The sequence below is a fragment of the Pseudomonas sp. MT92 genome (assembly GCF_058792515.1).
In genome coordinates this window covers 102,231-115,763 of record NZ_JBXAFA010000002.1, presented here as the reverse complement: position 1 = coordinate 115,763, position 13,533 = coordinate 102,231, and the positions used below count along the sequence as shown (strand labels likewise).

16 protein-coding genes and 1 pseudogene are annotated in these 13,533 nt (G+C 59.2%); 9 read left to right on the top strand and 8 right to left on the bottom strand.

From position 1 onward, the window contains the following. Nucleotides 1–86: 86 nt before the first annotated feature. Nucleotides 87–680, top strand: coding sequence for a DinB family protein (locus AC1Q6D_RS03565; RefSeq protein ID WP_103404427.1), 594 nt, complete (start codon nucleotides 87–89; stop codon nucleotides 678–680). Here the strand turns inward: AC1Q6D_RS03565 and AC1Q6D_RS03560 are convergent. The 3 genes from AC1Q6D_RS03560 to AC1Q6D_RS03550 form a co-directional block, all read right to left on the bottom strand. Beyond that, the gene (locus AC1Q6D_RS03560; RefSeq protein WP_103404428.1) at nucleotides 601–1,521 is read right to left on the bottom strand and encodes a LysR substrate-binding domain-containing protein; all 921 of its coding nucleotides are present in this window, start codon (nucleotides 1,519–1,521) and stop codon (nucleotides 601–603) included. The two genes, AC1Q6D_RS03565 and AC1Q6D_RS03560, sit on opposite strands and share 80 nt — an antisense overlap. Nucleotides 1,522–1,681: 160 nt before the next feature. Further along, nucleotides 1,682–2,794 carry an RHS repeat-associated core domain-containing protein gene (locus AC1Q6D_RS03555; RefSeq protein ID WP_103404429.1) on the bottom strand — a complete coding sequence of 371 codons (1,113 nt, stop codon included), beginning with the start codon at nucleotides 2,792–2,794 and terminating at the stop codon, nucleotides 1,682–1,684. A gap of 202 nt (nucleotides 2,795–2,996) precedes the next feature. After that, nucleotides 2,997–3,344 carry a DUF6124 family protein gene (locus tag AC1Q6D_RS03550; protein WP_492618450.1) on the bottom strand — a complete coding sequence of 116 codons (348 nt, stop codon included), beginning with the start codon at nucleotides 3,342–3,344 and terminating at the stop codon, nucleotides 2,997–2,999. Nucleotides 3,345–3,734: 390 nt separating this feature from the next. Here AC1Q6D_RS03550 and AC1Q6D_RS03545 point away from each other — a divergent pair. The 3 genes and pseudogenes from AC1Q6D_RS03545 to AC1Q6D_RS03535 form a co-directional block, all read left to right on the top strand. After that, nucleotides 3,735–3,968: pseudogene (locus tag AC1Q6D_RS03545) on the top strand (hypothetical protein); the annotation flags it as partial. 2 nt (nucleotides 3,969–3,970) lie between these two features. Beyond that, nucleotides 3,971–4,768, top strand: coding sequence for an SDR family NAD(P)-dependent oxidoreductase (locus AC1Q6D_RS03540; protein ID WP_103404723.1), 798 nt, complete (start codon nucleotides 3,971–3,973; stop codon nucleotides 4,766–4,768). A gap of 26 nt (nucleotides 4,769–4,794) precedes the next feature. Next, nucleotides 4,795–5,205, top strand: coding sequence for an SRPBCC family protein (locus AC1Q6D_RS03535; RefSeq protein WP_103404724.1), 411 nt, complete (start codon nucleotides 4,795–4,797; stop codon nucleotides 5,203–5,205). 108 nt (nucleotides 5,206–5,313) lie between these two features. Here AC1Q6D_RS03535 and AC1Q6D_RS03530 read toward each other — a convergent pair whose 3' ends face one another. After that, nucleotides 5,314–6,708 carry a sensor histidine kinase gene (locus AC1Q6D_RS03530; RefSeq protein ID WP_103404725.1) on the bottom strand — a complete coding sequence of 465 codons (1,395 nt, stop codon included), beginning with the start codon at nucleotides 6,706–6,708 and terminating at the stop codon, nucleotides 5,314–5,316. Next, nucleotides 6,686–7,369 (bottom strand): response regulator transcription factor, encoded by a 684-nt coding sequence (locus AC1Q6D_RS03525; protein WP_047530042.1) that lies wholly within the window; start codon nucleotides 7,367–7,369, stop codon nucleotides 6,686–6,688. The genes AC1Q6D_RS03530 and AC1Q6D_RS03525 overlap by 23 nt, the downstream gene beginning before the upstream one ends. Before the next feature lie 178 nt (nucleotides 7,370–7,547). Here AC1Q6D_RS03525 and AC1Q6D_RS03520 point away from each other — a divergent pair, with 178 nt between their 5' ends. Continuing rightward, nucleotides 7,548–7,850, top strand: coding sequence for a YdcA family protein (locus tag AC1Q6D_RS03520; RefSeq protein WP_103404726.1), 303 nt, complete (start codon nucleotides 7,548–7,550; stop codon nucleotides 7,848–7,850). A gap of 184 nt (nucleotides 7,851–8,034) precedes the next feature. Then, nucleotides 8,035–8,967, top strand: coding sequence for a hypothetical protein (locus AC1Q6D_RS03515; RefSeq protein ID WP_103404727.1), 933 nt, complete (start codon nucleotides 8,035–8,037; stop codon nucleotides 8,965–8,967). A gap of 175 nt (nucleotides 8,968–9,142) precedes the next feature. On the opposite strand, the gene AC1Q6D_RS03510 is transcribed toward AC1Q6D_RS03515, so the two are convergent. Next, a complete protein-coding gene (locus AC1Q6D_RS03510; RefSeq protein WP_103404728.1) occupies nucleotides 9,143–9,754 on the bottom strand; it encodes a glutathione S-transferase family protein in 612 nt (203 codons plus the stop codon). Nucleotides 9,755–10,105: 351 nt separating this feature from the next. Here AC1Q6D_RS03510 and AC1Q6D_RS03505 point away from each other — a divergent pair, with 351 nt between their 5' ends. From AC1Q6D_RS03505 to AC1Q6D_RS03495, 3 genes are all read left to right on the top strand, one after another. Further along, nucleotides 10,106–10,510 (top strand): TraR/DksA family transcriptional regulator, encoded by a 405-nt coding sequence (locus tag AC1Q6D_RS03505; RefSeq protein ID WP_047530036.1) that lies wholly within the window; start codon nucleotides 10,106–10,108, stop codon nucleotides 10,508–10,510. A gap of 239 nt (nucleotides 10,511–10,749) precedes the next feature. Next, entirely contained in the window at nucleotides 10,750–12,354 is a 1,605-nt protein-coding gene (locus AC1Q6D_RS03500; RefSeq protein ID WP_103404729.1) for a methyl-accepting chemotaxis protein, read from the top strand. A gap of 252 nt (nucleotides 12,355–12,606) precedes the next feature. Further along, the gene (locus AC1Q6D_RS03495) at nucleotides 12,607–12,822 is read left to right on the top strand and encodes a hypothetical protein (RefSeq protein WP_047530032.1); all 216 of its coding nucleotides are present in this window, start codon (nucleotides 12,607–12,609) and stop codon (nucleotides 12,820–12,822) included. On the opposite strand, the gene AC1Q6D_RS03490 is transcribed toward AC1Q6D_RS03495, so the two are convergent. Both AC1Q6D_RS03490 and AC1Q6D_RS03485 read right to left on the bottom strand, forming a co-directional pair. After that, nucleotides 12,819–13,058, bottom strand: a complete 240-nt coding sequence (locus tag AC1Q6D_RS03490; RefSeq protein WP_047530030.1) for a DUF2789 domain-containing protein — start codon at nucleotides 13,056–13,058, stop codon at nucleotides 12,819–12,821. The two genes, AC1Q6D_RS03495 and AC1Q6D_RS03490, sit on opposite strands and share 4 nt — an antisense overlap. A gap of 139 nt (nucleotides 13,059–13,197) precedes the next feature. Then, the gene (locus AC1Q6D_RS03485) at nucleotides 13,198–13,428 is read right to left on the bottom strand and encodes a hypothetical protein (RefSeq protein WP_090462473.1); all 231 of its coding nucleotides are present in this window, start codon (nucleotides 13,426–13,428) and stop codon (nucleotides 13,198–13,200) included. Nucleotides 13,429–13,533: the final 105 nt, after the last annotated feature.

The window sequence follows — 13,533 nt, the reverse complement described above, 5'->3', positions numbered from 1 at the left end:
CACCGTACCGATGATCAGCCACAGCACTGCGGCGTGGGGATAGCGCTATCCTTGAAAGATGCGCTCTTCGCCATCGGAGAAGTCTGATGATCAACGTACGCACTGCCCGCCTGCTTGCCGATTACAAACAATGGGCCAACCAGCGCCTCTTCGATAACCTGGCTCAACTGCCCCCCGCCGAGGTCTACAAACAGCGCGCCGGCATTTTCAAGAACATGATGGGCACGCTGAACCACATCTATGTAGTGGATTGCCTCTGGCAAGCCCACCTCGAAGGCCGGGGACACGGCTTCAAAACCTCCCATGACATGGTTCACCCTGAACTGTCGGCACTGCGCCAGGCGCAACAGATCGTTGATCACTGGTATTGCGAGTGGACCGCCCGGCAGACCGATGCCTCACTGGACAAACCCGTCCGGTTTACCTTTCTCTCCGGTGAAAGCGGCACCATGAGCGCCGGCGCGATGTTGATGCACGTGGTCAACCACGCCAGCTATCACCGTGGCTGGGTGATCCAGATGTATTTCGAGATTCCGGCGATGCCACCCATGACGGATCTGCCGATCTACTTGCGCGAGACCGATCTGCACTTCAATTCGCTCAATGCCCCGGTGGTGGAGCAGACATGTGCTCCACAATTTTCGAGCGCAACCAACGTTCTGCCGGATCGTTATCGTTGACGCCGTTCCAGACCATGGACAGTTCGGACAGCTTGATCTCGAACGGCGCATCGTCGGCACGCAGTTGGGGACTGCCTTCGATCAGCGCGCTCGCCGCGTAATCCGGCACCGTTGCCAGCATGTCGGTGCCCGCCAGCAAGGCGCGCAGCCCGGCAAACTGCGGCACCGCCAGCACCACCCGGCGCGAGCGGCCGATGCGGGCGAGATCGGTGTCGATCGCCCCGGTCAGATCCCCGGAAAACGACACCAGTGCATGGGGACGTTCGCAGAATTCATCGAGCGTCAGGGGGCCGGGCCGGTTGTCGCCGCGCAGGATCTTGACGCTCAAGTCCCGCAGTTTCTTGCGCTTGGCATTGGCCGGCAATTCCGTGGTGTAGCTGATCCCGACGGTAATCTCCCCGGTGGCGAGCATCGACGACATCAACAGGAAATTCACCCGCCGCACGACGACCACCACGTTCTGCGCTTCTTCGCGTATCTGCTTGAGCAACGGTGGAAACAGCCCGAATTCGGCGTCATCGGACAGGCCGATGCGAAACACGTCACGGCTGGTGGACGGGTCGAAATCCTTGGCCCGGCTGACCGCACCGGAAATGGTGTCCATCGCCGGCTGCAGTTCCTTGAGAATCACCAGGGCGCGCGGCGTCGGCTCCAGGCTACGGCCGTTGCGTACCAGCAACGGATCGTCAAACAGATCCCGCAACCGCGCCAGCGCCGCGCTGACCGCAGGCTGGCCGAGAAACAGTTTCTCTGCGGCGCGGGTCAGGTTCTTCTCGAACATCAGGGTTTCGAAAATCACCAACAGGTTCATGTCCACGCGGCGCAGGTCGTTGCGGTTCATCCGGAGTACTCGCTGGGAGTGGGGATCCTCTCAGTAAAGCACTGAATGACAGAAACACGGTCAGACATGTCGATGCCGAATACGGTGTCCATCGGTAAGTTTTGAGTGTTGCCCAATAGTGCAATGACACGCTTTTAATTGACGGGCTGTCAGTGTTTGTTTAATAAAAATGAGTTCTTCTGATTTCTCTGACTTGTTTCATTATCGCATCGTGGTTTGGATTTTTTACGTTGTTTATTTCAGAAAAATAATCGTCGGCTACAGCAGGTTTCGGTCGATTGGAGATCGGAGTCGTTGAGTCGAACTCACCTCTTCTTGCCGCATTCAGTTTTCGCCAGGCAATGGGGCCAGGCTCATCGGGGGTCGCGCCATATTTGTTTATGTCTATGTACTCAAGCAGGGTGTGCCGAGCAGCTGACGGGTCGTTTTTACTGGCTGCAGCTTTCAATTCTGGCGTTAATGGTAATTCAGTTATTGGGTATGAGTTTTTTTGAAGGTTTTTGATGGTTATCTTTTTTAAGTTCAAGCTGTTGTCTCTTGCGATTTTTAAATCATTTATGTAGGCGGTATTCTGATAGGGGATATGAGATGAGGCGTAAATCAATTCGTCCATTTGTTTAATCGCGTTGATCGCTCGCCCGGTCGAAATTCCTGGTCTGATGTAATGTACAGCTGGAGCGAAGTCGGCAATCTGAGTGGTTATGCTTTTTGCAGTTGTGGCCAGTATTTTTGTGGGGATGAAGTGACCGGTGGGGTCGCTAAAGTTTACTGGATCCCCTGCGCAATAAGCATAAGAATTCAGCCCACCCTTCCCAAACGGACTCAAACTGTCCGGGCTGTTAAATCGCATCAACACCGGATTAAACGCTCGATAGCCATTACCCAGCAAATAGTGCCCGGTCAGTGGGTCAGGCCGTTCGCCATTGAACCCCATCAAACTCATCCATCCATTTGTCGCTTGGCGGTGACCATAGGGCGCATAGGCGATGGGTTGTGCCTGGTGGTTGGCTTTGAGTGTGTTCAGCACCGACCGTTGCTGATCAATCGCCAGTAGCGTGGTGGCGTGCTCGACACCCTGTTGCTGTTGTTGCGCCAGCAGCCAGTCGTCGTGCTGGAAAATGCTTTGCCGCAATGCTCCCTGAATCTCCGTGGCCAGTCGGCTTTTGCAGTAGAAGCGCTGAAGGGGTGGCGCGTCAGTCAGCCCCTGGCCGGTCAAGCGGTCGAGGGCGTCGTAGCGGTATTGGCAGAGCAGTGTTGCGCGTGTTGCTGGCATGTTGGGCGCTCCCGAAAGGCTGGCGTGGTGGCGAACAGTATTGGGGGTTTCGGAACGGGCGTGAACTATCAGAACTGTTAGGTTTGCTGGGGGGCAGAGTCGATGGTGAATGATCAGCTGTGGGAAAGGTTTGTCGGAATGCAGGGTTTGGGGCCGCTGCGTGGCCCAGCGGGGTACGAGCTCCCTCGCCACAGGGGGGTGTTTAGTCGGGAGGGTCGATGCGGTCCAGTGCGCGGTTCACGGCCAGTTCGCCAAGCATGATCACTTGTGCGATGCCCAGCAGGGTGTTGCGACTGGTGCCTTCCGTACGGTCCGCGAGGTCCAGGGTCATGACGTTGGCCGAGGCCAGGGATTCGCAGGCGTGGGCCAGCAGGGATTCGGTGTCGAGCTCGGGGTCGACGATGAACATGCCGCAGGGTTTGCGCGGGGTGGCGCGGATGTCGGCGGCGGAGGGGATGCGGTCGGTGGGTTCGTGGTGGTTTTCTGGATTGGGGTTTTCGGAGGGAGATGCTGGATCGGTGTGTGGGGGATTGGGTGTGACCTTGAACATAGATAGAACTCCTTACGTCATAAAAAAGGAGCCATCACTCTCGCTACCAAACGAAGGGTGGCGGCCATGCGCAGGTTGGTAGACCGGGACGCAAGGAAACCGGCGCGTCCGAGGACGCCCTGTGCATGACCACCATTTGCAGATTCGAATAAACGCTGCGAATCATGATGCTCAGCACCTTACGATCATCCGGGCTACCAAACCCGATCGCTGTTCTTTTCAGCGACCGGCAAACGATAAAACCCGACCCCAAGGCACACAAGCCGGCGGATTCTGGCGTACCCGTAGGCAACGGCGCAAGGCGCTGTAGCTTTCACGAAGTAACGCTGACAGCCATTAAACATCTGCCCACGGCCAGCGCTCTCGCCATCCGGTTTTCACTCAATTCTTGTGCTGACCCGCGTGTGCGACGCAGGCGTGATCAGGGGCTGGCGCCTGTGAAACAAGGTCGTGCCAGGCGAATTGACCCTTGATCCGAGCGAAGCGCAGCCAGAGGGTAATTTTCTGACGGGTCGCTACACTCTTTCCGTCCATGACCGCGTGATTCCCGCAACCTTCTGGCAGGCGCTGCGTGAGGCAAAACTGTTATCCGAGCGCGCACCCCTGCCGATCACTGGAGCTTGAGCATGAAAATCGATCTGAGTGGAAAACTGGCGATTGTCAGCGGCAGCACGGCCGGCATCGGCCTGGGCATCAGCCAGGCGTTGGCCGAGTCCGGCGCCACGGTGGTGGTGATCGGTCGCGATATGGCCAAAGTCGAACAGGCTTTGGCGAGCATTCGCCAGCAGGTGCCGGGCGCTCAACTGCGGGGGCTGGCTGCCGATCTCGGGACAGCCGAAGGTGCGGAAATTCTGTTCGCCGCCGAACCACGGGCCGACATCCTGGTGAACAACCTGGGGATCTACGAAGCGGTGGATTTCTTCGACACTCCCGACAGCGAGTGGACGCGCTTCTATGAGGTCAACGTGATCTCCGGTGTGCGCCTGTCCCGGCATTACGTGCCCGACATGGTCAAGCAGGGCTGGGGGCGGGTGATTTTCCTGTCTTCGGAATCCGGGATCGCGATCCCGGCCGACATGCTCAACTATGGCGTGACCAAAAGCGCCAACCTGGCGGTGTCCCATGGGCTGGCCAAACGGCTGGCGGGCACTGGGGTCACGGTCAATGCGATCTTGCCGGGCCCGACCTTGACCGACGGCGTGGAGCACATGCTCAAGGATGCCATTGCGCAATCCGGACGCAGCCTGCAGGAGGAAGCCGACGCCTTCGTGCGCAAGGCCCGTCCCACTTCGATCATCCAGCGCGTGGCCCATGTCGAGGAAGTCGCGAATCTGGTGGCTTACATCGCTTCGCCGCTATCCTCAGCCACCACGGGCGCCGCCCTGCGGGTCGACGGCGGTGTCGTCGACAGCCTGGCCATCTGAACCTACTGACCAAGAGAGAATATGACATGGCATCTGCATCAGCCTTCATCGACATCCCGGCCTCGGCCGATCAGGTCTGGCAACTGATTGGGGGATTCAACTCGCTGCCGGACTGGCTGCCGCTGATTCCCAAGAGTGAACTCAGCGAGGGCGGGCGTGTGCGCAGCCTGAAAACGGCGGATGGCGCGGTGGTGATCGAGCGCCTGCAAGGGTTCGATAACGCGGGCAAGACCTACAGCTACTCGATTGAGCAGGCGCCGTTTCCGGCCACTGAGTACCTGGCGACGATCAAGGTTGAAAGCCAGGGTGAGGGCGCCCGGGTGACCTGGTCCGGTCGGTTTGAGCCGGTGGGGGTCAGTGACGAGGAAGTGGTGGCGTTGTTCGCCGGGATTTATCAGGGCGGACTGCAGGCTCTGCGGGCCAATTACCCGGCCTAGCCTGGATCTGTGGGAGCCGGCGTGCCGGCGAAGAGTCCTTCCGGCCTTGCAGCGCTGCCACGGCCGCTTTCGCTGGCAAGCCAGCTCCCACAGGTTTTGTGTTTATCCTCAGGTCGGGGTAATCAAGCTTTGGCGGCAATCGATCACCAGCCGCGCGCCCCCGAGCTCACTGCGACCCACCTCCAGCGTAAAGCCGTGCAGGCTGACAATTGCCGCGACGATCGACAGGCCCAGGCCGAAACCGCTTTTCTGATTGCCCGCCTCGGCGCGATAGAAGCGCTGGAACACCGCCTCGCGTTCAGCCTCCGGGATTCCGGGACCGGAATCGAGCACTTCGATGCGGGTATGCCCCCCCTGATTGACTCCTCGCAAAATCACCGCGCCGCCGGGCGGGGTGAACTTGATCGAGTTGCTCAACAGGTTCGCGATCGCCTCGAACAGCAACGCCCGGTCGCCCTTCAGGGGCGGCAATGACCCAGGCACGTGCAATTGAAAAACCAGGCCATCGTCTTCGGCCAGTGGCAGATAAAAATCATGCAGTTCCTGCAGCAATGGCACCGGGTCGAGTTGCACGAAACCGGAACGGCGTTGGCGGTCTTCCAGTTCGGAAATCCGCAGCAAGCCCCGAAAACGCGCCATCAGCGTGTCGGCCTCACTCAGTACCGAATCGAGTTGCGCCGCTTCGGCAGAGCCTTCACCGGCCTGTTGTTGCATGCGATAGAGCTGTGCGCGCAAGCGGGTCAGCGGCGTGCGCAGGTCGTGGGCGATGTTGTCGCACACGCCCTTGACCTCGTTCATCAAGCGTTCGATGCGTTCGAGCATGGCGTTGACGATGGCGGCGAGCATGTCCAGTTCATCGCGGCGATTGGACAGCGGCAGGCGCTTGGTCAGGTCACCGGCGACGATGGCCTCGGCACTGGCCTGAATCGCGCGAATTCGCCGCAGCGGACGGCGGCGCAACAAGTGCCAGCCGACGATGCCCGGCAGGATGGTCAGGGTCACACCCCAGAACAATGCATGGAGGATGATGCGGGTGACGGCAAACAACGAGCCGTTGTCCCGTACCAGGACCAGCCAGCGTCCGTCCTCGGTTGCGGTCGCCACCGCGTCGCAGCTGTCGGCGGGCAAGGTCGGGTCGTCGGAGTCGGTGCAGTCGCTGAGCATGTGGATCTCGCCGTCCAGCGGCAAGTCGAGCGGGATACGGCGCAGGGCGCCGCTGAGGTGACGCTGCTGATCATCGAACAGGCCATAGGCGTCGATGCCGCGAATGTCGAAGGTCATGCTGACCGCGAGGGCATCCACCAGTTGTTCGCCCTGAAAGCGCGAAAACAGGTGCTGACGCTGCATCAGCGAATGTTTGGCCAGATTGTCCAGGTAAGCGGACACCTCGTAGTACATGACCCCCATGAGAATCCCGCTCCAGGTCACGAACAGCGCACTGTAGAGCGCCAGCAGACGACTGCTGGAAGAACGCCAGCCTTTAGACGGGTTCGGCAATGACATAACCCGAGCCTCGCACGGTTCGAATCAGTGGAACATTGCCCGGTGGGTCGATTTTTTTGCGCAGGCGGCCAATGTGCACGTCGATCAGGTTGGTGCCCGGATCGAAGTGATAGCCCCAGACTTCTTCGAAAATCATCATCCGCGACAGGATTTGCCCGGTGTTGCGCATAAGGAATTCCAGCAGCTTGTATTCGGTGGGCAGCAGCGTCAGTAACTCACCATTGCGGCTGGCTTCGTGGCTGATCAGGTTCAGTTCCAGATCCGCCACCCGCAACGTGGTGACGTGCGCCGTCACGGTGTTCTGGCGGCGCAACAGGACTTCGACGCGGGCGGCCATTTCATCGGTGGCGAAGGGTTTGGTCAGGTAATCGTCGCCACCGGCACGCAGGCCGCGCACGCGTTCGTCGACGTCGGAGAGGGCGCTGATCATCAGGATGGGGGTCGCCACGCCCATGGTCCGCAGTGTGGTGACGATGGCCAGGCCATCCAGCTCGGGCAGCATGCGGTCGAGGGTGATCAGGTCATAGTGGCCGCTGACTGCGCGCTCCAGCCCTTCGCGGCCGTTGTCGACCCAGTCGACTTCGAGGCCGTGGCTGCTCAGTTCGGCGACAATTTCCCGGGCGGTTACGGCGTCGTCTTCGATGGTCAAGATTCGGGTCATAGGCTGGCCTGATAAATCGGTTCAAGTCTGAGTTCGAAGCATTTTGCCAAGAATTGCCAGTGACTTAATAAATTAACTTTCATGTGATCGCGGCGCATTTAAGGAACGTTGATATCATTGGGCCATAATTTCAACGGGAAGTTGCACCTTGCGTACTCTAAAGTCTGGCTGGATGCCGATGTGCCTGCTGTTGCTGAGTGTTGTCTGCTCATCGACATGGGCCGCCAATACACCGTGTTCGGGAAAGAAGGGCGGTGTCGCCCGTTGTGACGGTGATCTGTTCCTGTGTAACGACGGCTCTATCAGTGCCTCGAAAAAAAGTTGTTCATCTATATATGGCAGCAAAAGCCAGGCCCGGCCACAAGCACGTGTGCAGGACGCCGAGGGCTGTGCTTGCGGAACCGGTTCGTTCTGCACGGGCCCCAGAGACGGCGTTTACTGCCTCACGCCGGCAGGCAATAAAAGCTATAGGCGCAAGTAGTTTTCGCAATGCAGAAAGCCCGCCCGGGCTGGCCCTTTATTGCATCTTGCATGACCCTCGGAAGTTCCTTCTTTGTAACCCTCTGAAGTTAAAGGACTTATCTGGAATTCGCGACTGGCATGGTCACTGCAATTGTTCATTCGAAGAGTTGTAACACCATCTTTCTGCCTGGAGCGATACAACGATGAATAGATCCTCTGATGGTTTCTATCCCGCCGCGGATGAGTCGAGCACGCTCTCGGGTGTGTCCTGGGGGGCGATTTTCGCCGGGGCCGCGGCTGCGGCGGCGTTATCGCTGATCCTCGTGCTACTGGGTTTCGGCCTTGGATTTTCGGCGGTTTCGCCCTGGGCCAATGAGGGAGTGAGCGCCAAAGGCCTGGGTATTTCAACCATTGTCTGGCTGGCCGCCACCCAGATCATCGCCTCCGGGGCCGGTGGCTACATCGCCGGCCGGCTGCGGGTGAAATGGGCGTATATGCACGGCGATGAAGTCTACTTCCGCGACACCGCCCATGGCTTCCTGGCGTGGTGCGTGGCGACACTCGTGACGGCGACGCTGGTGGCCGGTTCGGTCAGCAGCCTGATCAGCGGCGGGGTGCAGGCCGGGGCGACTGTCGCCGGTGGCGCGGCCAGTGCCATGACGCAAGTGGCCGGTTCGGCTGCCGTCAATTCGGGCGGCGATCAATACGGTTACTTCGTCGACAGCCTGTTTCGCGATGATCGTCCGGCCGCCGTCAGCGATGACGCCGCCCGCGGCACCGTCACCCGCATTTTCGTCCGCTCCTTGAGTAACAACGGGCAACTGGCTGCCGAAGATCGCACTTATCTCGCGCAGTTGGTGGCGCAGCGGACCAATCTTACCCAGGCGGACGCTGAACGTCGTGTCGATGAAGTCTATGCCCGCACCCAACAGGCCGTGGCCGACGCCAGGCTGAAGGCACAACAAGCGGCAGACACGGCCGCCAAAGTCGCTGCCTGGACCACGTTGTGGATGTTCGTTGCACTGTTGGCCGGTGCGTTTTTCGCCAGCCTTGCCGCGACTTTCGGCGGTCGTCGCCGGGATGCCGTGGTGTATCTGGAAACCGACACCTACGTCACCACCACAGCCATTCGTTAACTCAGGAGAAACACCATGCGCTCATTACTGTTGTTCTTTCTTGGTGTACCCATCCCGATCATCATTCTGATCGCGCTGTTCATGCACTGATCTTCTGGGGCCTGTGCCTCTGCCGCTTCTGCCTTTGGCAGAAGCGGCCTTTTGGTTGGAGGCCAGATCAGGCGCCGCCTGTCTGTCAGTCAATCGGCGTACTGACAAACGCCTCAAGCCCTTCGGCATACTCGGTGAATGCAGCGATTCGCGGACATTGCGCCCCGGCGACCTGATCCGGCACCACCAGGTTGGTAAAGCTCCAGGCCACGGCGAGGATGAGTCCATCCTGATCAATCGAACCGTCGGTTTTCAGCGGGTGTTTTTCCAGTTCCCGTTCCAGGGCTGAATAAGCCGCCGCCAGTTGTCCTTCGACCCGCTCAACCCAGGGTTCGTATTGAATCTCCGCCGGCCGCAGGTTGCGCTCGTAATAGAGCTGCACCGATTTTTCGCAGGCTGCCAACGCCAGCCCGATCAGGCGCAACGAGCGCACACGTTGCTCGATTCCCTTGGGCATCAGGCTGCGGCCAGGTTCGGCCAGTGCCTCCAGGTAATCGATGATCAGGGTCGAATCCATCAGTACTTCGCCATCATCCAGCACCAGCGTGGGGGCCTTGACCACGGGGTTGATCTGCTGGAACTGCTCGAAGTGCCTGAACACCGAAACCGATTCATGCTCCAGCGCAATGCCCAGGCGTTTGGCAGAAATGGCGACGCGTCGTACGTAAGGCGAATCCAGCATGCCGATCAGCTTCATTTAACCGCTCCTTGAAATAGCCACTTCGGGACGGACAACCTTAGCTGAGGTTGCCTGACGTGAAAATGGGGGGCGTGCCGGTAGCCATTTGTCTTCTATATACCTCCGCTGGATTGAATTTCTTGCTATAAACGCACTCCGATGCCCGCCTTAGATCATTTTCGAGGCTTTGCCGGGAAAATTCGCTGTCTTTTCAGTTGCTGAGGCCTCAAGTCGGCCTTAGACTGCCGCCCCTCGTAAATTGAGTGCCGGGTGGCGCTTGGAACAAACGGCGCCTTTCCGATGGCCTGCCCAGGTCCGCCGGAAAGCTCCCTTATTCGCCTTAATGCACGTTTTTTTATAGAGATATCAATGACAAAGGACAAGTTGCTGGCCATGCCGGCGGATGACTACATGAATGCCGAGCAACATGCTTTTTTCGCCGAGCTGTTGCAGAACATGAAAGTCGAAACCCATGAGCGCATCGAACAGAACCGCATTGCCATCGAGAGCCTGGACACCCCGGCCGACCCGGCTGACGCGGCTTCCGTCGAAGAAGAGCGCACCTGGCTGGTGAACGCGATCGATCGCGATCAGCGCATGCTGCCTCAGTTGGAACAAGCCCTGGAACGCATCAAGGAAGACAGCTTCGGCTGGTGCGATGACAGCGGTGAGCCCATCGGCCTGAAACGCCTGCTGATCAGCCCGACGACCAAGTACTGCATCGAAGCTCAAGAGCGTCACGAGCAGATCGACAAGCACCAGCGTCAAGCGTGATTCTGCAAGGCCGCCCGTTTAACTCGGGTAGCCTGTGAAAAGATCGCAGCCTTCGTCAGCGCCTGCCTTCCTTCCGGTCGGCGCTGCCGAAGGCTGCGATCTTTGCTTTTCGACGCCTGCGTAAAGCCCCGCACTTCTATTGATCTGCTGCAACGACCACGACTAAAGGCCCATGGATAATGGCTTTCTGCTGGCGTTTAATGCGATGACAACAATTAGAAGATGGCGGGGTGATAACGATGACGAGAGACGGATCTCTGGTTGCGGCAGTGCCTGCACCAGTACTATTGCCGAAACACCGCTGGCTGACGCCGTCGCTGCAGAGCATCGCCCTGATGCTGTTGCTGTGTGGCATGACGCTGGGGGGCTGGTCGCTTTACCTGAGCCTGCCATTGGCGGTGCTCATTATCTGGCTGCCTCGTCTGCGTTCGCGTGCGGCACCTGAAGCGGTTCCAGCGGAAACGTCCAGCGCCATCTCCGCGTTAACACGCGATCTTTCCTACACCACCAGTCATAACGCCTTGTCGGCCGCAGGCGTGGCCTTCTCGGTCAAGCAACTGGCGGACAAGCTGCAATCGCAACTCGGTGCGGCGGCGCAGATCGTCAGCAATGCCGAAGTGATGATTGCCACCGAACAAGCCACCTCGACCCTCAGCCGCGAAGCCCTGAGCGCTGCCAGCGAGGCGCATCAGAGTGGCGTGGCCGGGCGAACCGAACTGATCGAGTCGATAGCGCGCATGCATCAGCTCAGTCAGCGCGCCAGTAACAGCCGCGAGCTGATCGAGGCCCTGAGCCTGCGCAGCGATGACATTCAGCGGGTCACTTTGGTGATTCAGTCCATCGCCAGCCAGACCAATTTGCTGGCGTTGAACGCCGCCATCGAAGCGGCGCGCGCCGGTGAGCACGGGCGTGGTTTTGCAGTGGTGGCCGACGAAGTTCGTGGCCTCGCCGCGCGCACCGCCACGGCAACCGGTGAAGTCGGGGAGATGGTGGCCGATATCCAGCAACGCACCGCGCAAGTGGTGGAGCAGATCCGTCAACTGTCCAGCGACCTCGACACCGGCGTCCAGCAGGTCGAGCACACGGGGCAGCACCTGGATAACATCGCGCGGCTGGCGGCCAGTGTCGAACACCAGGTCGGGGAAATTGCCCGAGGCGCAGAGACCAATCGCGAACAGCTCGACAGCCTGTTTCATGCCATCGAACAGATGCGCAGCGACCTGGCCATCAGCGACCAGCAGACTCAGCGTCTGGCCCAGGCCGCGGTGCAGATGGAAGGTCAGGCCGAAACCATCAGTGAGCGCCTGGCGGCAGTCGGGCTGGATGACTATCACCAGCGGATTTACGACCTGGCCCGTGAAGGGGCGAGCCAGATTACCGCACGATTCGAAGCGGATATCGATGCCGGACGTATCAGTCTCGATGACCTGTTCGACCGAAACTATCAGGCAATCCCCGACACCAGTCCGCCCAAGTACCAGACGCGCTTCGACCGCTACACCGATCAGGTATTGCCGGCGATTCAGGAGCCGCTGTTGCCGCGCCATGAAGGCCTGGTGTTCGCCATTGCCTGCACCCCTCAAGGCTACGTGCCGACCCATAACAAAGTCTTCAGCCAGCCGCTGACCGGCGATGTGCAGGTCGATACCTTGCAAAACCGCACCAAACGCAAATTCGCTGATCGCACCGGCGTCCGTTGCGGCAGCCACCAGCAGGCGGTGCTGCTGCAAACTTACACTCGCGATACTGGAGAGCTCATGCACGACCTGTCGGTGCCGATCATGCTCAAGGGGCGTCATTGGGGCGGTTTGCGCCTGGGCTACAAGCCGGAAAATCCTCGCTAGCGGCTTGATGCTGTTCAGATAAGACCGACCACTTCTGCTATGACGAGCAAGCGTGCTCGCCACAGATACAGTGGCCGTCTTGAATGGCGTCTTTCGCAGGGGCCCGTCAAACCGGTTCCAGCAGGTGGGATGAGGTGCTTTATTGTTACGGTATTGGCAACTCTGCTGTGCGGGGTCGCTGCTTTTTCCGCTCGTATCCGCTGATTAACATGCCGGCATAGTTAGGTTGCTAACTGAGCTCGAGAGGTCAGCATGCACGGTAAGGTTGATGTTGCGGTGATGATTGGCAGCGGTGTGCCCGCCAGTTTGCGGGCGTTGGGGCAGAGTGTCTGCTGGGTGGTGCTGCTCAACGGTGAGCGCCGGGGGACGGCGTTTTCCAGTCGCGATGAAGCGGAGGAGTGCAAGGCTGCCTGGTTGGCGCAATTAAATACTGCAACACCTGGCAGCCTGCGTTACGCCCGGGGTTAGTGAATTTGATGCATACGCAGGTTCAAGTCGTCGACCACCCGCGCCCAGTCGGCATCTTCACGCAATTGTTCTTTCAGGAAGCCTGCCTGTTGCGGCGTCCAGAACTCGGCGTCGATGAGTTTCTTGTCGTCGGGCAACGGTGAATGGCTGGCAATGAAATCGTCGATAGCTTTCTGGGTGGAGTCCAGGCCGAGCTGGTCGAACAAACCTTTCAAGTCGTGTGTCGGTGATTCCATCTTCATCTCCTTGCAGCGGGTCGGTCACGTCGAGTACGAGATCTGAGGCGCGGCTACATTGCATCTGAGGGGGCCGCGCGTCAGGAGTTCGAAAGCGATGTTCAAACGCAGCAGTGAGCATAGACCGCAAACTCGAACATCAGGCTTTCAATGCACCTGCGTCGACGGCCGCTTTCAACTCCCTGGCGGATTCCTGGGCCGCGGTGGCGGCGACGTCCGAGGTTTTGAACCAGCGATCTTTTTCGACCTGATGGTAGCTCACGGTATTCAGCGGTGGCTTGGCGCGCATGACAATGACAGCCTGGAATTCGCCGTCGACCTCTCTGGCTTCGCCCCAAATAAAAAATTCGCCGATATCAAATTCCGTCACGTAGCTGCCTTCCCTTGGAAATAACTGTTTGTTTAACGCTGCCCACCCAGAGAGGGGTGCGTGTCGTTGGCCGGCCAGTATGGCAGTTGTTGCAGGCCGGCGGCT